We start from the raw sequence: 23,479 nt of genomic DNA, 5'->3' as shown, positions 1-23,479 counted from the left end.
CAATGAACTTAAACAACCTCGCTAAAAACCTTAGCGGGTGCAAATATAAACCCTTTTTCTACCTAAACAACTATTAATTCATACAAATGTTTAAAAAAAATAAAAGATAAATTGTAAAATTCTGTTTTACAGAAAATTAAGACTATAAATTATTTTAAATATTTAGATATTAATTTCAATTACTACTATTTACCCTTATATAATACCTTATTATAGGGATTTTAATGACTAATATTGTACAAACAAGTATAACCTTATATCTTTGTCTTTTATATATAATAAGATTAGAGGTAACAATATAATAAGTAGAAATGATAAAAGTAACCTTGCCTGACGGCAGCATTAAGGAATTTGAAGACGGCACTACCGCTTTAGACGTAGCCCAAAGTATTAGTGCAGGATTAGCGAGAAATATAATTTCCGCAAAATATAATAATGAAATTGTTGAAATAACGACTCCTTTATATACAGATGGCAATCTTACTTTATTCACATGGAAAGATGATGAAGGAAAAAAAGCATTTTGGCATTCTTCTGCACACGTGATGGCACAAGCTATAGAGGATTTATATCCTAATGCTAAATTGACTATTGGACCCGCTATCGAAAATGGTTTTTATTATGATGTTGATTTTAGAGATGAAAAAATTTCTGAAAACGACTTTAAAAAAATAGAAGACCGTATGTTGGAAATTGCCAGAGGCAAACACGACTTTAAAATGCGATCGGTTACCAAAGATGAAGCTTTAAAATATTACAAGGAGAAAGATAATCCTTTTAAAGTAGAGCTTATTGAAAATTTAGAAGATGGCACAATCACTTTTTGTGATCATGACACATTTACAGATTTATGTCGTGGCGGACATTTACCAAATACTGGTGTAATAAAAGCTGTAAAACTAATGAATGTTGCAGGAGCTTATTGGCGAGGAGATGAACATAAACCACAACTTACCCGTATTTACGGAATTAGTTTCCCTAAACAAAAAGATCTTAAAGAATATTTAGCATTATTAGAAGAAGCTAAAAAGAGAGATCACAGAAAACTGGGTAAAGAATTAGAATTATTTACATTTTCTCCTAAAGTAGGACAAGGACTTCCTTTATGGTTACCCAAAGGAGCTGCACTAAGAGAACGTTTAGAGAATTTCTTAAAGAAAGCTCAGAAAAAAGCAGGTTACGAAATGGTAGTTTCTCCACATATTGGACAAAAAGAACTTTATGTTACTTCTGGTCACTATGCAAAATATGGAGAAGATAGCTTTCAACCGATACATACTCCAAACGAAGGCGAAGAATTTTTATTAAAACCTATGAATTGTCCTCACCATTGTGAAATATACAATTCAAAGGCTTGGAGCTATAGAGATTTACCAAAACGTTTTGCTGAATTTGGTACCGTTTATCGTTATGAACAAAGTGGAGAATTACACGGGCTAACTCGTGTTAGAGGTTTTACGCAAGACGATGCTCATATTTTTTGTACATCAGAACAACTTGATGATGAATTCAAAAAAGTTATTGATCTTACATTATACGTATTCAATAGTTTAGGATTCGAAAACTTCACTGCTCAAGTATCATTAAGAGATCCTGAAAATAAAGAAAAGTATATAGGTAGTGATGACGTTTGGAATAAAGCTGAACAGGCAATTATAAATGCAGCTAAAGAAAAAGAATTAAATTACGTTATTGAAACTGGTGAAGCAGCATTTTACGGGCCGAAACTAGATTTCATGGTAAAAGATGCTTTAGGAAGAAGCTGGCAACTTGGCACTATTCAGGTAGATTATAATTTACCCGAACGTTTTGAACTTTCGTATAAAGGAGCTGATAACGAAAATCACCGCCCTATTATGATTCACAGAGCTCCATTTGGAAGTTTAGAGCGTTTTATTGCAATTCTTTTAGAGCATACAGGTGGTAACTTCCCACTATGGTTAATGCCAGAACAGGCTATCATACTCTCACTCAGTGAGAAATATGAGAATTATAGCAAAAAAGTTTTAAATTTACTAGAAAATAACGAAATTCGCGCACAAGTTGACAATCGAAGCGAAACCATCGGTAAAAAAATTCGAGAAGCCGAAGTGCAAAAATTTCCATATATGCTGATTGTAGGAGAGCAAGAAGCAAAAGATGGTACAGTTTCTGTACGTAAACACGGTGAAGGCGATATCGGAACCATGTCTGTTGAAGATTTTGCTGAGATTATAAATAAAGAAATTAAAAATACGCTACACGCGTTTGAAGTTTAACTAAAAAATTAAAGCCATAGCAATACGTAGAAAAAAATCGAGACAACAACAAGCTCCTCGTAAAGAAGAAAAATATAGAGTTAACCAGAAAATCAGAGCTAGAGAAGTTCGGTTAGTAGGCGAAAATGTAGAAATGGGTGTATATCCAATTGAAAAAGCCTTAACTATTGCCGAAGATTTAGAGTTGGATTTAGTTGAAATATCTCCAAATGCTAAACCTCCTGTTGTAAAGGCAATGGATTTTAAAAAATTCCTTTACGAACAGAAAAAGCGAGAAAAAGCCATGAAAGCGAAAGCAAGTAAAGTAGTGGTTAAAGAGATTCGTTTTGGTCCTAATACTGATGATCATGATTATGACTTTAAAAAACGTAATGCTGAAAAGTTCCTAAAAGAAGGAGCAAAATTAAAAGCATTTGTATTCTTTAAAGGTAGATCTATTGTATTTAAGGATAAAGGTGAAATTCTACTTTTACGTTTGGCTACAGATCTTGAAGAACTAGGAAAAGTTGAGCAAATGCCTAAGCTAGAAGGAAAGAGAATGACTATGCTTATGGCTCCTAGTACAACTGGAAAAAAATCAAAATAAAGAGTTTAAGAGAGTTATATAAATTTTCAAAAAAAGGATATCATGCCTAAAATGAAGACAAAATCTAGTGCTAAAAAGCGTTTCAAGCTTACAGGTACTGGTAAAATTAAAAGAAAGCACGCGTTTAAAAGTCACATCTTAACAAAGAAGTCTAAAAAACGTAAGCTTGCTTTGACGCATAGTACATTAGTACACGATGCCGATAAAAACAATGTTAAACTTCAATTACGTTTAAAGTAATAAGAAGCTCTTAACGGTTTAAATTATTTATAAACCCTGGAGTTGGGCAAATCTAAAAATATGATTTAAAAGTGTCGATTTTCGACCGCCTGCTACAAAATTTTAAAATTATGCCAAGATCAGTAAATTCTGTTGCTAAAAGAGCACGCAGAAAAAAAGTACTTAAACAAGCAAAAGGCTATTTCGGAAGACGTAAAAACGTTTGGACAGTAGCAAAGAATGCAGTTGAAAAAGCTATGCTTTACTCTTATAGAGACCGTAAAGCTAAAAAACGTAACTTCCGCTCATTATGGATTATGCGTATTAACGCTGCAGCTCGTCAACAAGGGCTTTCATATTCGCAATTTATGGGAAAAGTAAAAGCTAATAACATCGGACTAAATCGTAAAGTTTTAGCTGATTTAGCTATGAATCACCCAGAAGCGTTCAAAGCAATAGTTGATAAAGTAAAGTAAGTAATAATTATATTTTATAACTCTCTTAAAAAAACCGGTTCGTTAATTCGAGCCGGTTTTTTATTTAATTTCCTTGTGCTGTAATTACTATTTTTCTAGAACCAGCATTATTTCTATGTTCACATAAATAAATTCCTTGCCAAATACCTAAATTTAATTTTCCATTTGTTATTGGGACATTAACAGAAGTTCCCATTAAAGAAGCTTTAATATGAGCAGGCATATCGTCGGGACCTTCAAAAGTATGCTTATAGTATGCCTGATTTTCTGGAACCATTTTATTTATATGGCTTTCAAAATCTTCACGAACTGTTGGGTCAGCATTTTCATTTATGGTCAAGCCTGCTGAAGTATGCTTTATAAACACATTCAGCATTCCAAAATTAATATTTGAAATATCCGGAAAACTACTTTCAATTTCTCTAGTAATTAAATGAAATCCTCTTGCTCTTGGCTTAAGATTTATTTCTTTTTGATAGGTATACATGCTATTATTTGGATCTATTTTATACTGATAAAATAAGAAGATTCTATTAAAACTAAAATAATTTCATCATAGAATATATAAAGTACTAAATAAGAATTCAAAAATTGATTGTTACTTTATAAAATAGGATAAATAAAACAATAATCAATAGTATTGATTTAGAAAAAATAATGTAAAATATTGATTAATAAATTAACTAGTAAAACAGAAAAAGACAACTACAAGTTATACTTATAATTGTCTTTTTTTATTTAAAATAATAATGATTAATACTTTAGCTGATACCTAAAGTTAGTTTATAATTACTTCTTAAAAAGGGACATCATTATCATTAAATTCGTCATTCATTGAACTACCAAAAGCTTCATTTGCACTAGGATTTGGAAGGTTATGATTTCCGCCGAAGTCAGGTTCGCTATTTCCGCCATCGTTCATTTTTGAATGAAATTCGAATGGAGAATCAAAATCTTCTAAATTATCGAATTTACCTAAATGTCCAATAAATTTAAGCCTAATATTTTCTAAACCACCATTACGGTGCTTTGCTACAATAAATTCAGCTTGCCCTTCTGTTGGAGATCGTTCTTCATCATCCCATTCGTCAATTTTATAATATTCAGGTCGGTAAATAAACGATACAATATCTGCATCTTGTTCAATGGCTCCAGATTCCCTTAAATCTGAAAGTAATGGACGCTTACTTCCTCCCCTAGTTTCAACAGCACGCGATAACTGTGATAGTGCAATAACAGGCACATCTAATTCTTTTGCTAAGGCTTTTAAGTTACGAGAAATTGTAGAAATTTCTTGTTCTCTGTTTCCTCCTTTTTGTGTGCCTCCGGCAGTCATTAACTGCAAATAATCAATTACAATTAATTTTATTCCATACTGAGAAGCTAATCGACGTGCTTTTGCTCGAAGATCAAAAATTGATAATGAAGGCGTATCATCTATAAATAATGGTGCTTTTTCTAAATCTTTCACTTTAACGTTTAGTTGCTCCCATTCGTGCTTCTCTAAATTTCCTGTTCTAAGTTTTTCTGAAGAAAGACCAGTTTCCGAAGAAATTAAACGCGTTATTAACTGGACAGAAGACATCTCTAACGAGAAAAAAGCAACCGGAATACCTTGCCCCACTGAAATATTTCTTGCCATAGATAGGGTTAAGGCTGTTTTCCCCATCCCTGGACGAGCAGCAACAATAATTAAATCTGAAGGTTGCCAACCAGAGGTTAATCCGTCTAACTTTTCAAAACCAGAAGGAATACCACTTAGCCCCTCTTTATTGGAAATTTCTTGAATTCTATTTTTTGCCTGTATTACCAAACTCTGGGCAGACTCAGTAGATTTTTTAATGTTCCCCTGTGTTACCTCATATAATTTAGCTTCGGCAGTATCTAATAAATCAAATACATCTACACTTTCATCGTATGAATCTTCTATAATTTCTGCAGAAATTTTTATTAAACTACGCTGAATATATTTTTGAAGTATAATACGTGCATGAAACTCAATATGCGCAGAAGAAGAAACTTTTTGAGTAAGTTGGATTAGATAATAATCGCCTCCGGATTTCTCAAAATTACCATCTTTTTTTAACTGATTAGAAACTGTTAATAAATCAATAGCTTCTGTGTTTTCGAACAATTTAAAAATAGCCTCATAAATTAATTTATGAGAATTCTTATAAAACGCATCAGGATGTAAAATATCGATAATTTCATCAACTCCCTTTTTATCGATCATCATGGCACCAAGTACAACTTCCTCTAAATCTACCGCTTGAGGAGGTATTTTACCACGCTCCAAACTTACGACGCTCGATTTTTGATTACCAAAATTTTGAGATGTTGCAATTTTTTCCATAGTACGAAAGTAGCTAAATTGTTAAAAATAACTTAATTATTTTTCTTAAACTCTAGCTTGGTTTATCAACAATTTAGTTTAAAAAACTTTAATTATTTTAATAAAGATAAAAAAATCCGAAACCAGGGTTTCGGATTTTTTTATAGATTATAATCCTATTATACAACGATAATTAATCCTTGTATACACCCATTTTATTATACTTATCCATTCTACCACTCACTAATTCTTGAGGAGGTAAATTTTTAATTTCTTCAAAAGCGTTTAAAATTGCTTCTTGTACCAAACCAAAAGCACCTTCTCTATCGCTATGTGCACCTCCTAAAGGTTCTTTAACGATAGTATCAATAACCTCTAGTTTTTTAGCATCTGAAGCAGTTAACTTTAAAGCTTCTGCTGCTTGCTCTTTATGATCCCAACTTCTCCAAAGAATTGAAGAACAATTTTCAGGTGAAATTACAGAATACCATGAATTTTCTAACATCATTACTCGATCTCCTACTCCAATTCCTAGTGCTCCTCCACTCGCTCCTTCTCCAATAACTATTACAATAATGGGTACTTTAAGACGAGCCATTTCTAAGATATTTCTAGCAATCGCTTCTCCTTGTCCTCTTTCTTCTGCTTCTAAACCCGGATAAGCTCCAGGAGTATCTACAAAACAAACAACAGGTAAATCGAACTTTTCTGCCGATTTCATTAATCGAAGTGCTTTACGGTAACCTTCAGGATTGGCCATTCCAAAATTTCGATATTGTCTAGTTTTTGTATTATAGCCTTTTTGCTGACCAATAAACATAAAACTTTGATCATTGATTTTTCCTAAGCCACCAATCATAGCTTTATCGTCTTTTACACTTCGGTCTCCATGAAGTTCTAAAAAAGTATCTCCACAAATTGCATTGATATAATCTAGTGTATATGGACGATTAGGATGCCTAGACAATTGCACACGTTGCCAAGCAGTCAAGTTTTTATATACCTCTTTCTTTTTTTCTTTGAGCTTTTTTTCAATTTGCTTGCAAGTAGCAGTAACGTCGACTTCGCTTTCTTCCCCTATGTTACAGGCGCGTTGATACTGCTCTTCCAGTTCTTTAATTGGTAATTCAAAGTCTAAATATTCCATAAGTACCAATGGTAGTTTTAAATTGAGCTTACAAATATAACAAAGTTTAAATTGAAGAATTAAAGCCCTAGATTAATAATTTTTATTAACGTCTCGCTTTTAACAGTAAAAAGGCTGCTAAAATTCCGAAACTGATATTTGGAATCCACACTGCCAATAGTGGCGAAAACGTGGATTGTTCGGCAATTGTACCAAAAACTTTATCGAAAAATATAAAGGTAAATGCTAATGAAATTCCGACTGCTAAATTTATCCCCATCCCACCTCTTCTTTTTACAGAAGAAACAGCTACAGCAATTATAGTAAGAATAAAAGCGGAAACCGGAATACTCCATCGCTTATAAGAAACTACTAAATACCGATTGATAAAACCGGAACCTCGTCGTTTTTCTTTTTCGATAAAATCATTTAATTCTGAATAGTTTAATGTTTCAGCAATATAGGTTTCAGGAGTTAACTCATCAAACTCAAATGGCAATACAGTATCCAATTTTCGCTCTGAAGTTATAATATCTTCATTTTTCCCAATTTTTCTTCTGTCTACACCTGTTAGCGTATAAGTAGAATCTTCAGTATGAAATTTAAGTCGGGATGCACTAATTTTAAATGTCATTTCATTTCCTTCAAAATGCTCAAGCGTAAAATTACTCGCCGTATGTGTTTTGGGACGAAATCGACTCGCATAAATAATCTCATTATCGTTAATCTGCCTGAAAACATTATCTGTTTCTTGAGTTTTATGGCTTCTTTTTAAATATTCATACTTAAATTCATTGAAACCTTTACTAGCCTTGGGAGCTAAATACATACTCATAAATAATGCAAAACTGCACACTATACTTGCCCCTATTAAATAAGGACGTAGGAAACGATTAAAAGATACACCGCTACTTAAAAAAGCAATAACTTCTGTATTATTAGCTAATTTCGATGTAAACCATATGATCGATAAAAATAGAAAAAGTGGAAATAATAAATTGGCAAAATAAATAGTAAAATTCAGGTAATACTCAGCCACTTCAGAAAAAGGAATTTCATTTTCTAGAATCTTATCTATTTTTTCAGCAAGATTTACAGTAATGCCAATAGGAATAAATAGCAATAGCATTAAAGTAAATGTCCCTAAATATCGCTTTAAAATATACCAATCTAATATTTTCAAACTATAATCTTTTATCCATTTGTTTTACCATCTGGTCTTTCCAGCTTCTAAAATTTCCATCTATAATTTTTTGACGTGCTTCTCGAACCAACCAAAGATAAAATCCTAAATTATGTATGGTAGCAATTTGTTTGCCAAGCATTTCGTTTACAGTAAATAAATGCCTTAAATATGCTTTAGAGTATTGAGAATCTACAAAAGTAGTTCCCATTTCGTCTATAGGAGAAAAATCGTCCTCCCATTTTTTATTTTTTATATTTATAGTTCCGTGCGCTGTAAACAGCATTCCGTTTCTTGCATTTCGAGTTGGCATAACACAATCAAACATATCTACTCCTAACGCAATATTCTCTAAAATATTTATAGGGGTACCTACTCCCATTAAATATCGAGGTTTATCTTCTGGTAAAATTTCATTTACCACTTCTGTCATAGCATACATCTCCTCTGCCGGCTCTCCCACAGATAATCCTCCAATAGCATTCCCTTCTGCACTTCTAGAAGCAATATACTCTGCAGATTGCTTCCTTAAATCTTTATACGTACTACCTTGTACAATAGGGAAAAGCGATTGCTCATACCCATATAATGGAGGCGTTTCTGAAAAATGCTTTACACAACGGTCTAACCATCGATGCGTCATATGCATTGAACGTTTTGCATAATTATAATCGCAAGGATATGGTGTACACTCATCAAAAGCCATTATAATGTCGGCTCCTATGGCTCTTTGAATTTCCATCACATTTTCTGGTGTAAAAACATGATATGAGCCATCTATATGAGATTTAAACTTAACCCCTTCTTCTTTTATTTTTCTTCGAGCTGAAAGAGAATATACTTGATAACCCCCACTATCAGTAAGAATATTTCGGTCCCAATTCATAAATTTATGAAGCCCACCGGCTTTTTTTAATATATCAGTTTTTGGACGAAGATATAAATGATACGTATTTCCAAGGATTATATCTGGATTTATCTCTTCTTTCAATTCTTTTTGATGTACTCCTTTTACAGAAGCAACGGTACCAACTGGCATAAAAATGGGTGTTTCTATAACTCCATGATCAGTTGTTATTTTACCTGCCCGTGCCTTACTTTGTGGGTCAGACTTTAAAAGTTCAAATTTCATAAACAATTTCTAAGAAATGCAAAGATACTGAACAATTATACAAATTAAAGAATTATGATATTCCAAAAAAAAAGTGTATTTTTAACACTTATCAAAATAAGCTTGCTGTTTTGATTTGACAAAGCAAATTAAAAAAGTATTTTTGTAATAATTATTCATAACAACACGATTAATAATGGCAAACATTGAAGAATTAAAAAGTTTTGCTACTCAGGTACGTAGAGACATTGTAAGACAAGTTCATAAAGTAAGTTCAGGGCACCCAGGCGGTTCCCTTGGTTGTACCGAATTTTTTACGGTATTGTACAACGAAATTATGGAATATAGCACCGATTTTGATATGGACGGAAAAGACGAAGATTTATTCTTCCTTTCTAACGGACATATCTCTCCGGTATTTTATAGTGTTTTAGCTCGTTCAGGGTATTTTCCAGTAAAAGAGCTAAATACATTTCGGCTGATAAATTCTCGCCTACAAGGTCACCCTACTACACATGAAGGGCTTCCAGGTATTCGAATTGCATCAGGATCTTTAGGACAAGGGTTATCTGTTGCATTAGGAGCTGCTCAAGCAAAAAAACTAAATGGAGATAAACATTTAGTGTATACATTGCATGGAGATGGCGAATTACAAGAAGGACAGAATTGGGAAGCAATTATGTATGCCGGTGGTAAAAAAGTAGATAATATAATTTCTACTGTAGACCTTAATGGGCAACAAATTGATGGTAGTACCGATAAAGTACTAAACATGGGTAACATTAAAGCTAAATTTGAAGCATTTGGTTGGGATGTTCTAGAAATTAAAGATGGTAATAATATAGAGCAAGTTATTGCTGGATTAAAAGAAGCAAAAGAGCATACCGGAAAAGGAAAGCCCGTTTGCGTATTATTAACTACTGTAATGGGACACGGTGTAGATTTCATGATGCACACTCACGAATGGCATGGTAAAGCTCCAAATGATGAGCAATTAGAAAGTGCACTAGCTCAAAACCCAGAAACCTTAGGTGATTACTAAGCCTTTTAAAATTTAGACAATGAAAGAATATACATATACAGAAAAACAAGATACTAGAAGTGGATTTGGTGCCGGTTTGGCTGAATTGGGTAGAACCAATGATAAAGTAGTTGCTTTATGTGCCGACCTTACTCCGTCTTTAAAAATGGCAGACTTTATTGAAGAAAACCCTGAGCGTTTTTTTCAAATAGGGATTGCGGAAGCTAACATGATGGGAATTGCTGCCGGTTTAACAATTGGAGGTTATATTCCTTTTACAGGAACTTTTGCTAATTTTTCTACAGGTAGAGTATACGATCAAATACGCCAGTCTATAGCTTATTCTGGTAAAAATGTAAAAATATGCGCTTCGCATGCTGGTTTAACTTTAGGTGAAGATGGTGCTACTCACCAAATTCTTGAAGACATCGGATTAATGAAAATGTTGCCAGGAATGACGGTTATTAATCCGTGTGATTATAATCAAACTAAAGCAGCAACTATTGCTATTGCCGAGCACGATGGACCTGTTTATTTGCGATTTGGGCGTCCAAAAATGCCTATTTTCACTCCTAAAGATCAAAAATTTGAAATTGGGAAAGCAGTTACTTTTTACGAAGGTACCGATGTCACTATTATCGCAACAGGACATTTAGTATGGGAAGCAATACAAGCTGCCGTACAACTTAATGAAAAAGGAATTAGTGCAGAAGTTATCGATATTCACACTATTAAACCTCTAGATGAAGAAGCTATTGTAAAATCTGTTAAGAAAACAGGTTGTGTAGTTTCTGCCGAAGAACATAACTTTTTAGGAGGTTTAGGAGAAAGTGTAGCTAGAACGTTAGCAGAACATTTCCCTGCTCCACAAGAATTTGTTGCTACAAAAGATACTTTTGGTGAAAGTGGAACTCCTGCTCAACTTATGGATAAATACGGACTTAATGCTGCTGCAATTGTAGCTGCTTCAGAAAAAGTTATTAAAAGAAAATAATCTTTTTCAAAATACGTTTAAAGTGCCTTTTAGAGTTAAATTTAAAAGGCACTTTTTTTATTATAAAATTTTATACTTAATTGTACGTTTTATATACAAACTCAAAAATTATAAGTTATGAAAAAAATCATATTTATTTCCTTATGTTTACTTTCAACCGGGCTTTGGGCGCAATCATCGGAATATGGTATAAAAGGTGGTTTTAACTATGGTGCAACAGGAGATTATGAAGGTACATCTGATATTTTAGATGACTTTCCAGATTTAAAAGACGGAGAAAATAAAGCAGGATATCACTTTGGTGTTTTTGCTAAATACCAAATCTCTTCCATTTTTTTACAACCTGAATTAAGCTATACAAAATTGACTACAGATTATGGCCCTTTTGAATATGAAATGGATAAAATTGATCTTCCAGTGTTATTGGGAGTAGAAATTTTAGGTCCATTAAACGTTAAAGCAGGACCTTCATTTCAATATATTACTAATAACGATTCTAACAACGATAATTTTAGAATTGGAGATGTAGATAAAGATATAACCGTGGGTTACCAATTAGGAGTTGGTGTTCAATTAGGAAAATTAGGAATAGATGCACGTTACGAAGGTGCTTTTACAGATAATACGGCATTTGTAGAAACAACTCAAGAAAATTTCAATTTAGATTCTAGACCTTCTCAATGGATATTGAGTTTATCAATAGCTTTATAAAATTTAACTTCAAGTATTAAAAAAGCCGCTTTAAAGCGGCTTTTTTAATATCTAAATATCTCCTCTGTCTATTTTATTAATTATCATTATCCGTTTGATCCTGAAAAGTATCGATATCTAAATAATCTGGAATTCCATTATTTCCTGTATCTGGAAATTCTATTGTTCCATCTTCATTAATTATAATTTCATCTCGCGTTGGGGTTCCATCGCCATCATCATCAGGATCCATAAAATTATATACAGGGCTACCATTTGTACCTACCCTTCCATTTGTATTATCATCTAACAAATAATCATTCCCATTGAGATCTTCCATGTAAGAAGGCACACCGTCATGATCGTGATCTGCTTCATTTACCAAATATAACTTGACGCTAAATATTAAAGGACTATATGCCGGTATAGATCCAGCTGCTTGATTATAATATGCTAAATAAGAAGGCATAATTATAGCACCTATTCCATAATCATTATTCCATGCTACACTATTATCTGGATTAGATTGATAACCAGTAGCTGATTTAAATTCAGTTAATCCTAACGTAAAACCTTGAATTGTACCTGGACGTACAAACCAAACAGGGGAGCTTGATCTATCAAATTCTTTCATGTTTAATAATTCTCCCTTGTAGCTTACATAGCTTGAATCTGCAAAAGTTGGTCTTTGCCCTGCACCTTCTCTAACTTTTAATATATAAATATTATATTCTACACTGTCTCTTGTTACTTTTTTAGTAACTAATTTATCACTATCGATTAATGGAGTTTTATCACTATTTTCTCCAGCTATAGTATCAATTTGAACTACATAATCAAAATCTGAAGATGGATTCTCAAACTCTTCATAATTATAAAAGTGAGTTTGCATATATTGTTGAATAGAATCTTCATCAGCTACGATTTGCTCAGATGGATCTCGAGGCGGAGTTATTGGAACCCTGTTTCTATCATCATCATCGTTACATCCTACAGATAGTAAACTTAAAATTGCCAAACCGGCAAAAAATAATCTATTCAATTGCATTGTATTGTTTTTTAAAGGTGCAAGATACAATATTCTTGTATTTTTGCTGAAAATTATAACAGTTTTAAAAGCCATTTATTATGAGAGCAGATAAATTTTTATGGTGCGTTCGGTATTTTAAAACACGAAGTATTGCAACAAATGCTTGTAAGCAAGGAAAGGTGAAAATAAACGGTAATAATATTAAACCTTCAAAAGAAGTTTTTCCTGGTGATTTACTAATGGTACGCAAAAATCAAATAAATTATAAACTAGAAATTCTTGATTTACCAAAAAACCGAGTTGGCGCTAAATTAGTAAATATATACCTTGTTGATAAAACTCCAAAAGAAGCTTTTGAAAAAGTAGAATTATTGAAATACTCTAAAGATTATTATCGTAAAAAAGGAACCGGACGCCCTACAAAAAAAGATCGTCGAGATATAGACGATTGGTTTGATAATGCAGAAGATAAACCAACCGATAACGAATAAAATTAAAATGGAAAAAAACAAAAGCACACAAATTCTAAATAATAAGGAAATTGCTCATAAAGTTAAACGAATTGCATTTCAAATTTATGAAAACAACAGTAATGAAGAGGAAATCATTCTAGCAGGTATTGATAAAAAAGGATTTACGTTAGCGAAAAAAATCGCTGAGATATTAAGTAGAATTTCTCCTTTACAAATTACTTTATGTGAAGTAAAAATCAATAAAAAGAACCCTTTAGACACTATTAAGACTTCTATCCCTAAAGAAGAATACAGCAATAAATCTATTGTATTAATCGATGATGTTTTAAATTCAGGAACTACACTTATATATGGTGTTAGGCATTTTTTAGACGTTCCTTTAAAGCAATTTAAAACAGCGGTACTTATTGACAGAAATCATAAAAAGTATCCTATAAAGGTAGATTTTAAAGGAATTTCGCTTTCTACATCATTAAGTGAAACGGTTAAAGTTACTTTTACAAAAGATAAAGATAAAGCTGAATTAAAATAATTCAGCTTTATTAATAATATCTTTTAAAATAACATCAACTTTATTCTTATCTATATTAATAATGTGCTTAGCTTGGTTATAATAAAATCCTCTTTCAAAAAGATGCTTCCTAACAAATTCTTCTAAAGCTTCTTTATTTTCTAGATGACTTATTAACGGACGATGAGATTTTTCTTTAAATAGTCGTTCGGTTAATTCTTCCACAGAAACTTTTAAATAAAAAGAAACCGCATCTTCGCTTTCATTTATTAAGTTCATATTATTTCCATAACACGGAGTCCCCCCCCCTAAAGAAATAATTGAATATGTTTTATTTTGTAAAACATCTCTTAAAACTTCGTTTTCTAGCTTCCGAAAGTATAATTCTCCATTTTTTTTAAAAATTTTTTTTATACTATTTCCAGCTACTTTTTCAATTTCTTCATCTAAATCTATAAATTTATAATTAATTGATTTCGAAAGTTTTTCACCTAAAAAAGATTTACCACTTCCCATATATCCTACCAAAAAAATCTTCATTTAAAATACAGCTTTAAAGAGTTATTTAATTTTATTGCAAAAATATGCCAAAAAAAACTTGAAAAATAAAAAAAAGGATTTATATTTGCACCCGCATTCGCAAAAGGACGGATACTAACAAAAACAAGATCTGGTAGCTCAGTTGGTAGAGCATCTCCCTTTTAAGGAGAGGGTCCTGGGTTCGAGCCCCAGCCAGATCACTTAAAGTTCTTAACACTTTTATTGTATTATCCCGATCTGGTAGCTCAGTTGGTAGAGCATCTCCCTTTTAAGGAGAGGGTCCTGGGTTCGAGCCCCAGCCAGATCACTTTTTATACTACACTTTCAATTTTAAAGTTGGCCTTGAGGCATATAAGCCCAGGTGCTGGAATTGGTAGACAGGCATGGTTGAGGGCCATGTGTCCATTAGGGCGTATGGGTTCGACTCCCATTCTGGGCACACTTTAAACCTTATATTCCTTCTTTAAAAATTTCCTATTATACTAAATAATCAAAATACAGTTTATAATTAAACTATTTTTGATACTATCCATTTTAACACTACAGTTTTAAATAATTTCAAACCTTATTAACTTTATTTATTATTATCTTTAAATAAGAAAGACTTAAAATAGTATTCTAATTTACTAATATGATAAAAAAGGTATTGTTACTTGCTATTGCATTTTCTTTAATTAGCTGTTCTGCATTTCTAGATTTAGATACTTCTAACATGAATAAACTTCAATTAGGAATGACTAAAGAAGAGGTAATCGAAATTTTAGGTAAAGATTATGCAATTGCTGAAAAGCGAAAAGAAAACGGTAATGAAATAGAAATATTATCTTATCAGGAATACTTCAAAGACAATAAATACTATTTATTCAAATTCAATAATGGCAAACTAGAAAATTGGCATCGAGAAATTATTCCAGAATACGAAATTAAAAAATAACACTTTCAAAAACACATCTAATCAATCTTCATTATAGGTAACTTTATATATTGTTTAACTATTTAAACAACATATTAAACACTTTAACTTTTCTATAAATAGATTCCTATTTTATTTTAATTAGATTTGTAAGGTATCTTATGAAATATGGAGAGTGTAAAGCGAAATTTCAGCATTAAGGATTTAGAAAATTTAAGTGGGATAAAAGCACACACTATTAGAATTTGGGAAAAGAGATATAACATCTTTACCCCTAATAGAACGTCTAAAAATATTCGTTTTTACGATAGTACTACACTTCAAAAAATTTTAAACATATCGCTACTTAACGAGAATGGATACAAAATATCCCGAATATCGAAACTCAACGATACTGAAATAAATAAATTAGTTTATAATATAAGCTCCAAAACCGGAGCACAAACAAGAATTATAAATTCGTTTAAGTTGGCTATGATACGCTTTAACGAAGAAGACTTTGAAGATGTTTATCAAGAGATTTTAAAAGAAAAAGAGTTTGAAGAAATATTTACCCAATATTTTATACCGCTACTACAAGAAGTAGGTATTCTTTGGCAAACTGACACCTTACAACCCATACACGAACATTTCTTAGTTAATATTATTAAAGAGAAAATATATACTAACAATGCTCTTGTAAAACAAAGCCAGAAAAAAGAACAGAAAAAACATACATTCATTTTATTTCTACCGGAAAATGAAATTCATGATCTTAGTTTACTTTTCCTTCAGCATACGCTTTTAAAAAAAGGTTTTCGAGTTATTTTTTTAGGTCAAAATCTTACGATAAGAGATTTAAAATTAACTCTGAAACAATATCCAAAAGCTCAATTTGTAACATTTTGCACTATTGAACCTCAAAATATAGGTAATTTTGTAAATGAGTTTCAACAACTCATAAATATCAACTCCAACACATTACATATATTGGGGCATAAAGCACCTCAATTTTTAGAATACACAGTTATTCCAAGTATTAAAGTTCACCAAAATCTAGACGAATTTATCAGTAACCTACCATGAAGAAACAAAAAATAGCCATTATAGGATCCGGATTCTCATCACTAGCTGCCTCTAGTTATTTAGCTCAGCAAGGTAATGAGGTTACTGTTTATGAAAAAAATTCAGAAATTGGCGGACGGGCACGTCAATTAAAAAAAGATGGCTTTACCTTCGATATTGGTCCAACATGGTATTGGATGCCTGATGTTTTTGAACGATTTTTTGCAGACTTTAATAAAAAGCCCGAAGACTTTTACAAGCTTGAAAAGCTAAATCCGGCATATCGTGTATACTTTGAGAAAGATCATTTTATAGAAATTGAAGATAGTCCCGAAAAAATATATAAAGCTTTTGAAGATGAAGAACCAGGAAGCGCCAAAATATTACAGAAATTTATAAAGGAAGCTGAAGACAATTACAATATTGCTATTAAAGACGTAGTATATAGACCTGGGCTTTCTCCGTTAGAATTAATTACTCCAGAAACAGCCACTAGAGTTGGGCAATTTTTTAAAACAATATCCAGTAAGGTTCGTAAAGAATTTGATAATACAAACCTTATTAAAATTCTTGAATTTCCGGTATTATTTTTAGGAGCAAAACCTAACAATACCCCCTCTTTTTATAGCTTTATGAATTATGCTGATTTCGGATTAGGAACATGGCATCCAAAAGGTGGTATGTATCAGGTTGTTTTAGGAATGAAAAAACTAGCAGAAGATTTAGGCGTAACCTTTAAAACAAATACACCAATAGAGAAAATAGTAGTCGAAAATGGAAAGGCCTCTGGAATCATTTCTGAAGGTAAATTGATAGAAGCAGACGTAGTACTTAGTGGTGCTGATTATCATCACAGCGAGCAACTTCTAAATCCTGAATATAGACAATATTCAGAAAATTATTGGGAAAGTAAAACATTTGCACCGTCTGCCCTACTTTTTTACATAGGTTTCGATAAAAAATTAGACGATGTAAGGCATCATAGTTTATTCTTTGATACTGACTTTACAGTTCATGCTGAAACCATCTATGATGATCCTAAATGGCCTGAAAACCCATTATTTTATGCAAGCTTCCCATCAGTTACCGATCCTGAAGTAGCTCCCGAAGGTAAAGAAGCGGGAATCTTCCTTATTCCTTTAGCTCCCGATTTAGAAGACACACCGGAACTAAGAAATGAATATTTCGAAAAAATCATTACACGTTTTGAAAAAATAACTAAGCAAAAGGTTAAAAATAATATTATATTTAAAGAATCCTTTTGCGTAAACGATTTTAAAGAAGAATATAATTCCTATAAAGGTAATGCATACGGTTTAGCAAATACACTATTTCAAACCGCATTTTTAAGACCAAAATTAAAAAGTAAAAAGGTTAATAACCTATTTTTCACCGGGCAATTAACTGTTCCCGGACCAGGTGTTCCACCATCTTTAATTTCTGGAAAATTGGTGGCAGATTTAATCCAAAATAAATAAAAAGAAGCTATGAAATCCCTTTTTGATACCGTCTCGAGAACCTGTAGCCAAGAAGTTACTAAGGCATATAGCACCTCGTTTTCTACCGCTACCAAAATGCTAGCTCCTAGTATTCGTCAAGATATCTATAATATATATGGGTTTGTTCGTTTTGCAGATGAGATTGTAGACAGCTTCCATGATTACGATAAAGAAAATTTATTTAATGAATTTGAAGCAGATTTATTTAAAGCACTTCAGCAAAAAATAAGTTTAAATCCTATTCTGAATGCCTTTCAGGAAACGGTACATAAATACGATATCGATGAAGAACTCTATGTTGCTTTTATGAAAAGCATGCGCTTAGATCTTTACAAATCAGACTATCTGACCATAAACGAATATCAAGAATATATATACGGGAGTGCTGATGTTGTTGGCCTTATGTGCTTAAAAGTTTTTGTTCAAGGTAACCAGAAAAAATATGATGAGTTAAAAGCATCTGCAATGAGTTTAGGTTCTGCTTTTCAAAAAGTAAATTTCCTAAGAGATTTAAAGGCAGATTACGAAGATTTAAATAGAAGTTATTTCCCAAATACTAACTTAGCGAAGTTAGATGAAGCTAGTAAAACTAAAATAATAGCCGAAATTGAAGATGACTTTAAAAAAGGTTTAAACGGAATTATTCATTTGCCTGTTGAAGCAAAATTTGGAGTTTATACTGCTTATATATATTACAAAAAACTACTGTATAAATTAAAGAAAACACCATCTCTAGAAATTAAGAATAGACGTGTACGCGTACCTAATTATCAAAAAGCAGGATTACTGGCAAAATCTTATATTTCTTGTAGACTTAATCTTATATAATTTTGTAAATTTAAAATATGAACATAGTACTTTGGATATTAATTTTTCTAGGTACATTTCTTGGTATGGAAGGAATGGCTTGGTTTACACATAAATATATAATGCATGGTTTTTTATGGTCTTTGCATAAAGATCATCACCAAAAAGACCATAGCAGTTGGTGGGAACGTAACGATTTATTTTTTGTTTTTTATGCAGCTGTAAGTATAGGATGTTTTTTACTTTGGCGCTACGAGAATGTTTGGTTTACCTTACCAATAGGTTTAGGGATTTTAGCTTACGGAATTGCTTATTTCACGGTACACGATATATTTATACATCAGCGTTTTAAATTATTTAGGAATGCACATACTCGCTATGCAAAAGGATTACGCCGAGCCCACAAAATCCACCATAAACATTTAGGAAAAGAAGATAGCGAAAACTTCGGTATGCTATTAGTTCCATTTAAATATTTCAAAAATTCAAAATAATCTTTTTATATGCTAGGCCCGGTTTATTACTACGTAATTATTGGTGGCGGTATGGCAGGGCTTCAATTAGCACTTCGCTTAAAAAACGATGTGTTCTTTAAAGGAAAAAAAATAGCAATTATAGACCCTTCTTTTTCAGTTAAAAAAGATACAACTTGGTGTTTTTGGGAAAAAGAAACTGGGCAGTGGGATAAGTTAATCACTAAAAGTTGGAAGGAAGGAAATTTTAAATCCTCATTAGGTTCTCAGCATTTAAAGTTATCTCCTTACCGTTATAAAATGCTAACATCTGAACGTTTTTATAAGTATACGTTAGCCGAGATTAAAAACTCAAAACATTTTGATTTAATTGAAGATGAAATTTCTGAGATTGATGCCGTCAAAATGGAAGCTATTGGTAAAAACAAAACATATAAAGGAACCCATTTTTTTGATAGTCGTGTTCCTTCTGAATATTTTGAAACTGAAAATTACACCAAATTATATCAGCATTTTAAAGGCTATAAAATAAGTACTGAAAAGCCAATTTTTAATCCTGAAAAATTCCTGATGATGGATTTTAGGTTGAAGTATAAAAACAGTACCAGCTTTACCTATATCTTACCAACTTCTACAACTGAAGCATTAATAGAGTATACTTTTTTTACACCATATATTACAGAAGAAGCTATTTATGATAAGCAATTAAAAGAATATATAGCCAATTTTTTAAAAATCGATTCTTATACTGTACTTCAAGAAGAAGAGGGTATTATACCTATGACAGATTTTCCGTTTGAAAAAAATAATACTTCAGAAATCACTAAAATTGGTACTGGTGGCGGTTGGGTAAAACCTTCAACGGGTTATGCTTTTAAAAATACAGAGCGGAAAATTTCAAAAATTATCGAAAATATTAAATCGGGAAAAGAAATTTCAAAAGATTTATTTCAGAAGAAATTTCAACTATACGACCGGATTTTTTTAGATGTATTAGCCCGTAGAAATGATAAAGGAGAAAAAATATTCACTGATTTCTATAAAAAGAATACTGTAGATGAAATTTTTAGATATTTAGATGAAAAAACATCTATAAAAGAAGATTTAAAAATTATGTTTAGCCTTTTTGATCCTGAATTTATAAAATCGTTTTTTAGAAAATTTTAGTCTATAATTAATCTCTCTAAAACCTGATGGAATTTTTCACTATTCCAATCCGCTGCGCCTACTTCTTTAATAACAATATTTCCTTTTCTATCGATAACAAAAGATGTAGGAAGTTGAGAATGTTCTAATTCTTTATATTGTGTCATTGGCTTATAAACCGGCAAAGTATAGTTGTTAGCTTTCATAAATTGTGTACTAATTTTTAAATCCTCATTAGTAACAAACAGAAAAACAACTTCATCCTTATACTTATTAACAACCTGTTGATAACTCGGCATTTCTGCAATACAAGGTGGGCACCATGTAGCCCAAAAGTTAAGAACAATTACTTTATTTTTAAATTTTTGAAAATTGACTTTACTCCCTTCAGCATCCTTTAGAATCCAATTATAACTAGTTAATTTATCTTGCTTTTCTTTTTCAATAGCACTAGGACTAAATGCTATTAATTTATTAAAATAAATTGCAATAGGTTTTCTGGTTTGTGGTAAAATCAATAAAAATATGAGCACCAACCAAATTACATTACTCCATCTTTTCTTAGACTTTTTATTCATTCCTTTTATGGATTAGCATCATTTTTTAAAGTAAATATCTTCTTTTAATTTGTTAAAAAAAACTCTAAAATTATTTAAACCTATTTTTAAAATAAAAAACTCTCGTATAGATACGAGAGTTTTTTAGAATAATTAGTCTTTACTTTCAAAGTAAATTAAGCTCCGTTTTCTTTCTTAATTAAATTTAAAGCGGAACCATGTTTATACCATTCAATTTGTGGTTGATTATAGGTATGTTCTGTTTTGATAGTATCTTTAGATCCATCAGCATGAACAATTTCTACTGTAATTTGTTTATCAGGAGCAAATTCTTCAAGATCTATAAAGTTGAATGTATCATCTTCTTGGATTAAATCGTAATCATCTTCGTTTACAAAAGTAAGTCCTAACATCCCTTGTTTTTTAAGGTTGGTTTCGTGAATACGAGCAAAAGATTTTACTAGTACTACTTTTACTCCTAAATGACGAGGTTCCATGGCAGCATGCTCACGAGAAGAACCTTCTCCGTAGTTATGATCTCCTACCACAACTGTTGGGATTCCTTCTTTTTTGTATTCTCTCTGTACAGCAGGTACACCGTCATATTCTCCAGTAATCTGGCTTTTTACAAAGTTTGTTTTCTTATTGAAGGCATTTATAGCCCCAATTAAACAGTTGTTAGAGATATTATCTAAATGCCCACGGTAACGTAACCAAGGTCCAGCCATAGAAATATGGTCGGTAGTACATTTACCCCAAGCCTTAATTAAAAGTTTAGCCCCTGTTAGATTTTTACCATCCCAAGGTTCGAAAGGAGATAATAATTGTAAACGTTCGCTATCTTCAGCTACTTTTACCTCTACATTACTTCCGTCTTCTTTTGGTGGCACATAACCTGCATCTTCTACTTCAAAACCTTTTGTTGGTAACTCAATACCTTTAGGTTCATCTAGCATTACTTCTTCTCCATCCTCATTAATTAATTTATCACGAGTTGGATCAAAATCTAAACGTCCTGAAATTGCAATTGCTGCTACCATTTCTGGAGATCCTACAAATGCATGAGTATTTGGGTTACCATCTGCACGTTTAGAGAAGTTACGGTTAAAAGAATGAACAATAGTGTTTTTTTCTTCACCTTTGCGGTCGCTACGATCCCATTGACCAATACATGGACCACAAGCATTTGTAAATACAGTAGCATCTAGATCTTCAAAAATTTGAAGTAAACCATCACGCTCTGCAGTAAATCTAATTTGCTCAGATCCTGGGTTAATTCCGAAATCTGATTTTGATTTTATTTTTTTATCAACGGCCTGTTGTGCAATTGAAGCGGCACGAGTTAAATCTTCGTAAGAAGAGTTAGTACAAGAACCGATTAAGCCCCAATCAACATTAATTGGCCAGTCATTTTCTTTAGCTTTCTCTCCCATTTCAGAAATTGGAGTCGCTAAATCCGGTGTAAATGGCCCGTTTAAGTGAGGTTTTAATTCTGAAAGATTAATTTCGATAAGCTCATCAAAATATTTTTCAGGATTAGCATACACTTCATCATCTCCTGTTAAATGTTCTTTAATTTCGTTAGCAGCGTTAGATACATCCTCACGATTAGTAGCTTTTAGGTAACGCTCCATAGATTCGTCGTAACCAAAAGTTGACGTAGTTGCACCTACCTCAGCTCCCATATTACAAATGGTTCCTTTACCGGTACAAGACATAGAACGAGCTCCTTCTCCAAAATATTCAATAATTGCTCCAGTACCACCTTTTACAGTTAAAATACCAGCAACTTTAAGAATCACATCTTTTGGAGCCGTCCAACCAGAAAGCTTTCCGGTTAACTTAACCCCTATTAATTTAGGAAACTTAAGTTCCCAAGGCATTCCTGCCATAACGTCTACAGCATCGGCTCCACCTACACCTATAGCAACCATTCCTAATCCTCCTGCATTCACAGTATGGGAATCGGTACCAATCATCATTCCTCCTGGGAATGCATAATTTTCTAAAACTACTTGGTGAATAATACCTGCACCTGGTTTCCAGAAACCAATTCCGTATTTATTAGAAACTGATTCTAAAAATTCAAATACTTCGCTACTACTTTTATTAGCACTTTGAAGATCTATTGCAGCTCCCATTTTTGCTTGAATAAGATGGTCGCAATGTACTGTAGTTGGTACGGCTACTTTTTTCTTTCCGGCTTGCATAAATTGCAATAATGCCATCTGAGCAGTTGCATCTTGACAAGCAATTCGATCTGGAGAAAATTCTACATAATCTTTCGCTCTTTCATAAGCTTTTGTTGCTTCCCCGTCCCATAAATGAGAATAAAGAATTTTTTCTGCAAGTGTTAAAGGTCTACCTACTACTTCACGTGCTTTAGTTACACGATCTGCCATATGGCTATAGACCTTTTTGATCATATCAATATCGTATGCCATTGTTTTAAGTAATTTTAGTGTTCTAAATATAGTCTTACAAAAATAC

The 23,479-nt window shown here is 32.2% G+C and carries 24 protein-coding genes and 3 tRNA genes; 18 read left to right on the top strand and 9 right to left on the bottom strand.

Annotation, left to right across the window (positions count from 1 at the left end; genetic code table 11):
• Positions 1-311 precede the first annotated feature (311 nt).
• From thrS to rplT, 4 genes are all read left to right on the top strand, one after another.
• Positions 312-2,258 carry a threonine--tRNA ligase gene (thrS, locus tag ACN0WI_RS13275; protein ID WP_417887440.1) on the top strand — a complete coding sequence of 649 codons (1,947 nt, stop codon included), beginning with the start codon at positions 312-314 and terminating at the stop codon, positions 2,256-2,258.
• A 22-nt stretch (positions 2,259-2,280) separates the two neighbouring features.
• Complete coding sequence (gene infC, locus ACN0WI_RS13270; protein ID WP_417887446.1) at positions 2,281-2,844, top strand: translation initiation factor IF-3; 564 nt, start codon at positions 2,281-2,283, stop codon at positions 2,842-2,844.
• Between the two features lie 42 nt (positions 2,845-2,886).
• Complete coding sequence (rpmI, locus tag ACN0WI_RS13265) at positions 2,887-3,084, top strand: 50S ribosomal protein L35 (RefSeq protein ID WP_072881222.1); 198 nt, start codon at positions 2,887-2,889, stop codon at positions 3,082-3,084.
• Positions 3,085-3,194: 110 nt separating this feature from the next.
• Positions 3,195-3,539 carry a 50S ribosomal protein L20 gene (gene rplT / locus ACN0WI_RS13260; RefSeq protein WP_417887438.1) on the top strand — a complete coding sequence of 115 codons (345 nt, stop codon included), beginning with the start codon at positions 3,195-3,197 and terminating at the stop codon, positions 3,537-3,539.
• Positions 3,540-3,603: 64 nt separating this feature from the next.
• Here rplT and ACN0WI_RS13255 read toward each other — a convergent pair whose 3' ends face one another.
• From ACN0WI_RS13255 to tgt, 5 genes are all read right to left on the bottom strand, one after another.
• A complete protein-coding gene (locus ACN0WI_RS13255) occupies positions 3,604-4,026 on the bottom strand; it encodes a secondary thiamine-phosphate synthase enzyme YjbQ (RefSeq protein WP_417887437.1) in 423 nt (140 codons plus the stop codon).
• Positions 4,027-4,335: 309 nt separating this feature from the next.
• Positions 4,336-5,892, bottom strand: a complete 1,557-nt coding sequence (gene dnaB, locus ACN0WI_RS13250) for a replicative DNA helicase (RefSeq protein WP_417887436.1) — start codon at positions 5,890-5,892, stop codon at positions 4,336-4,338.
• A 172-nt stretch (positions 5,893-6,064) separates the two neighbouring features.
• Positions 6,065-7,018, bottom strand: a complete 954-nt coding sequence (locus ACN0WI_RS13245) for an acetyl-CoA carboxylase carboxyltransferase subunit alpha (RefSeq protein ID WP_417887435.1) — start codon at positions 7,016-7,018, stop codon at positions 6,065-6,067.
• A gap of 85 nt (positions 7,019-7,103) precedes the next feature.
• Positions 7,104-8,180 (bottom strand): LptF/LptG family permease, encoded by a 1,077-nt coding sequence (locus ACN0WI_RS13240; RefSeq protein WP_417887434.1) that lies wholly within the window; start codon positions 8,178-8,180, stop codon positions 7,104-7,106.
• Between the two features lies 1 nt (position 8,181).
• Positions 8,182-9,312, bottom strand: coding sequence for a tRNA guanosine(34) transglycosylase Tgt (tgt, locus tag ACN0WI_RS13235; RefSeq protein ID WP_417887433.1), 1,131 nt, complete (start codon positions 9,310-9,312; stop codon positions 8,182-8,184).
• A 175-nt stretch (positions 9,313-9,487) separates the two neighbouring features.
• Here tgt and ACN0WI_RS13230 point away from each other — a divergent pair, with 175 nt between their 5' ends.
• From ACN0WI_RS13230 to ACN0WI_RS13220, 3 genes are all read left to right on the top strand, one after another.
• Positions 9,488-10,333 carry a transketolase gene (locus ACN0WI_RS13230; RefSeq protein WP_417887432.1) on the top strand — a complete coding sequence of 282 codons (846 nt, stop codon included), beginning with the start codon at positions 9,488-9,490 and terminating at the stop codon, positions 10,331-10,333.
• A gap of 19 nt (positions 10,334-10,352) precedes the next feature.
• Positions 10,353-11,306, top strand: coding sequence for a transketolase family protein (locus ACN0WI_RS13225; RefSeq protein WP_417887431.1), 954 nt, complete (start codon positions 10,353-10,355; stop codon positions 11,304-11,306).
• 117 nt (positions 11,307-11,423) lie between these two features.
• Positions 11,424-12,017 carry a porin family protein gene (locus ACN0WI_RS13220; protein WP_417887429.1) on the top strand — a complete coding sequence of 198 codons (594 nt, stop codon included), beginning with the start codon at positions 11,424-11,426 and terminating at the stop codon, positions 12,015-12,017.
• Positions 12,018-12,093: 76 nt separating this feature from the next.
• On the opposite strand, the gene ACN0WI_RS13215 is transcribed toward ACN0WI_RS13220, so the two are convergent.
• Positions 12,094-13,044 (bottom strand): FKBP-type peptidyl-prolyl cis-trans isomerase, encoded by a 951-nt coding sequence (locus ACN0WI_RS13215; RefSeq protein ID WP_417887428.1) that lies wholly within the window; start codon positions 13,042-13,044, stop codon positions 12,094-12,096.
• Between the two features lie 80 nt (positions 13,045-13,124).
• Between ACN0WI_RS13215 and ACN0WI_RS13210 the strand changes: the two genes are divergently transcribed.
• Positions 13,125-13,517 (top strand): RNA-binding S4 domain-containing protein, encoded by a 393-nt coding sequence (locus ACN0WI_RS13210; RefSeq protein ID WP_417887426.1) that lies wholly within the window; start codon positions 13,125-13,127, stop codon positions 13,515-13,517.
• A gap of 7 nt (positions 13,518-13,524) precedes the next feature.
• Positions 13,525-14,031, top strand: a complete 507-nt coding sequence (locus tag ACN0WI_RS13205) for a phosphoribosyltransferase family protein (protein ID WP_417887425.1) — start codon at positions 13,525-13,527, stop codon at positions 14,029-14,031.
• Here the strand turns inward: ACN0WI_RS13205 and ACN0WI_RS13200 are convergent.
• A complete protein-coding gene (locus tag ACN0WI_RS13200; RefSeq protein ID WP_417887424.1) occupies positions 14,023-14,550 on the bottom strand; it encodes a shikimate kinase in 528 nt (175 codons plus the stop codon). The genes ACN0WI_RS13205 and ACN0WI_RS13200 overlap by 9 nt on opposite strands.
• 127 nt (positions 14,551-14,677) lie before the next feature.
• On the opposite strand from ACN0WI_RS13200, the gene ACN0WI_RS13195 reads away from it, so the two are divergent.
• The 9 genes from ACN0WI_RS13195 to ACN0WI_RS13155 all read left to right on the top strand — a co-directional run bounded on the left by ACN0WI_RS13195 (position 14,678) and on the right by ACN0WI_RS13155 (position 20,453).
• Positions 14,678-14,750 (top strand) — tRNA-Lys (locus tag ACN0WI_RS13195).
• Positions 14,751-14,784: 34 nt separating this feature from the next.
• Positions 14,785-14,857, top strand: a tRNA-Lys gene (locus ACN0WI_RS13190).
• 48 nt (positions 14,858-14,905) lie between these two features.
• Positions 14,906-14,989 (top strand) — tRNA-Leu (locus ACN0WI_RS13185).
• 192 nt (positions 14,990-15,181) lie between these two features.
• The gene (locus ACN0WI_RS13180; protein ID WP_417887423.1) at positions 15,182-15,484 is read left to right on the top strand and encodes a hypothetical protein; all 303 of its coding nucleotides are present in this window, start codon (positions 15,182-15,184) and stop codon (positions 15,482-15,484) included.
• A 147-nt stretch (positions 15,485-15,631) separates the two neighbouring features.
• A complete protein-coding gene (locus ACN0WI_RS13175; protein WP_417887422.1) occupies positions 15,632-16,528 on the top strand; it encodes a MerR family transcriptional regulator in 897 nt (298 codons plus the stop codon).
• On the top strand, positions 16,525-17,985 hold the full coding sequence (locus ACN0WI_RS13170) for a phytoene desaturase family protein (RefSeq protein WP_417887421.1): 1,461 nt from the start codon (positions 16,525-16,527) through the stop codon (positions 17,983-17,985). The genes ACN0WI_RS13175 and ACN0WI_RS13170 overlap by 4 nt, the downstream gene beginning before the upstream one ends.
• A 9-nt stretch (positions 17,986-17,994) precedes the next feature.
• Positions 17,995-18,834 carry a phytoene/squalene synthase family protein gene (locus ACN0WI_RS13165; protein WP_417887420.1) on the top strand — a complete coding sequence of 280 codons (840 nt, stop codon included), beginning with the start codon at positions 17,995-17,997 and terminating at the stop codon, positions 18,832-18,834.
• Positions 18,835-18,851: 17 nt separating this feature from the next.
• The gene (locus tag ACN0WI_RS13160; RefSeq protein ID WP_417887419.1) at positions 18,852-19,307 is read left to right on the top strand and encodes a beta-carotene hydroxylase; all 456 of its coding nucleotides are present in this window, start codon (positions 18,852-18,854) and stop codon (positions 19,305-19,307) included.
• Between the two features lie 9 nt (positions 19,308-19,316).
• Positions 19,317-20,453 (top strand): lycopene cyclase family protein, encoded by a 1,137-nt coding sequence (locus ACN0WI_RS13155; RefSeq protein ID WP_417887418.1) that lies wholly within the window; start codon positions 19,317-19,319, stop codon positions 20,451-20,453.
• Here ACN0WI_RS13155 and ACN0WI_RS13150 read toward each other — a convergent pair.
• Both ACN0WI_RS13150 and ACN0WI_RS13145 read right to left on the bottom strand, forming a co-directional pair.
• The gene (locus ACN0WI_RS13150) at positions 20,450-21,010 is read right to left on the bottom strand and encodes a TlpA family protein disulfide reductase (RefSeq protein ID WP_417887417.1); all 561 of its coding nucleotides are present in this window, start codon (positions 21,008-21,010) and stop codon (positions 20,450-20,452) included. The genes ACN0WI_RS13155 and ACN0WI_RS13150 overlap by 4 nt on opposite strands.
• A gap of 155 nt (positions 21,011-21,165) precedes the next feature.
• Complete coding sequence (locus ACN0WI_RS13145) at positions 21,166-23,433, bottom strand: aconitate hydratase (protein ID WP_417887416.1); 2,268 nt, start codon at positions 23,431-23,433, stop codon at positions 21,166-21,168.
• Positions 23,434-23,479: the final 46 nt, after the last annotated feature.

The sequence above is a fragment of the Zunongwangia sp. genome (assembly GCF_048269745.1).
Taxonomy (GTDB): domain Bacteria; phylum Bacteroidota; class Bacteroidia; order Flavobacteriales; family Flavobacteriaceae; genus Zunongwangia.
This window is presented reverse-complemented; position numbering and strand designations above follow the sequence as displayed.

Coding starts and splice junctions, on each gene's coding strand:
- ACN0WI_RS13175 (WP_417887422.1), top strand. CDS start 15,632: ATGGAGAGTGTAAAGCGAAATTTCAGCATTAAGGATTTAGAAAATTTA.
- ACN0WI_RS13150 (WP_417887417.1), bottom strand. CDS start 21,010: ATGAATAAAAAGTCTAAGAAAAGATGGAGTAATGTAATTTGGTTGGTG.
- ACN0WI_RS13245 (WP_417887435.1), bottom strand. CDS start 7,018: ATGGAATATTTAGACTTTGAATTACCAATTAAAGAACTGGAAGAGCAG.
- ACN0WI_RS13155 (WP_417887418.1), top strand. CDS start 19,317: ATGCTAGGCCCGGTTTATTACTACGTAATTATTGGTGGCGGTATGGCA.
- rplT (WP_417887438.1), top strand. CDS start 3,195: ATGCCAAGATCAGTAAATTCTGTTGCTAAAAGAGCACGCAGAAAAAAA.
- ACN0WI_RS13180 (WP_417887423.1), top strand. CDS start 15,182: ATGATAAAAAAGGTATTGTTACTTGCTATTGCATTTTCTTTAATTAGC.
- tgt (WP_417887433.1), bottom strand. CDS start 9,312: ATGAAATTTGAACTTTTAAAGTCTGACCCACAAAGTAAGGCACGGGCA.
- rpmI (WP_072881222.1), top strand. CDS start 2,887: ATGCCTAAAATGAAGACAAAATCTAGTGCTAAAAAGCGTTTCAAGCTT.
- ACN0WI_RS13230 (WP_417887432.1), top strand. CDS start 9,488: ATGGCAAACATTGAAGAATTAAAAAGTTTTGCTACTCAGGTACGTAGA.
- ACN0WI_RS13210 (WP_417887426.1), top strand. CDS start 13,125: ATGAGAGCAGATAAATTTTTATGGTGCGTTCGGTATTTTAAAACACGA.
- thrS (WP_417887440.1), top strand. CDS start 312: ATGATAAAAGTAACCTTGCCTGACGGCAGCATTAAGGAATTTGAAGAC.
- ACN0WI_RS13170 (WP_417887421.1), top strand. CDS start 16,525: ATGAAGAAACAAAAAATAGCCATTATAGGATCCGGATTCTCATCACTA.
- ACN0WI_RS13205 (WP_417887425.1), top strand. CDS start 13,525: ATGGAAAAAAACAAAAGCACACAAATTCTAAATAATAAGGAAATTGCT.
- ACN0WI_RS13160 (WP_417887419.1), top strand. CDS start 18,852: ATGAACATAGTACTTTGGATATTAATTTTTCTAGGTACATTTCTTGGT.
- ACN0WI_RS13225 (WP_417887431.1), top strand. CDS start 10,353: ATGAAAGAATATACATATACAGAAAAACAAGATACTAGAAGTGGATTT.
- ACN0WI_RS13215 (WP_417887428.1), bottom strand. CDS start 13,044: ATGCAATTGAATAGATTATTTTTTGCCGGTTTGGCAATTTTAAGTTTA.
- dnaB (WP_417887436.1), bottom strand. CDS start 5,892: ATGGAAAAAATTGCAACATCTCAAAATTTTGGTAATCAAAAATCGAGC.
- ACN0WI_RS13220 (WP_417887429.1), top strand. CDS start 11,424: ATGAAAAAAATCATATTTATTTCCTTATGTTTACTTTCAACCGGGCTT.
- ACN0WI_RS13165 (WP_417887420.1), top strand. CDS start 17,995: ATGAAATCCCTTTTTGATACCGTCTCGAGAACCTGTAGCCAAGAAGTT.
- ACN0WI_RS13255 (WP_417887437.1), bottom strand. CDS start 4,026: ATGTATACCTATCAAAAAGAAATAAATCTTAAGCCAAGAGCAAGAGGA.
- ACN0WI_RS13145 (WP_417887416.1), bottom strand. CDS start 23,433: ATGGCATACGATATTGATATGATCAAAAAGGTCTATAGCCATATGGCA.
- ACN0WI_RS13200 (WP_417887424.1), bottom strand. CDS start 14,550: ATGAAGATTTTTTTGGTAGGATATATGGGAAGTGGTAAATCTTTTTTA.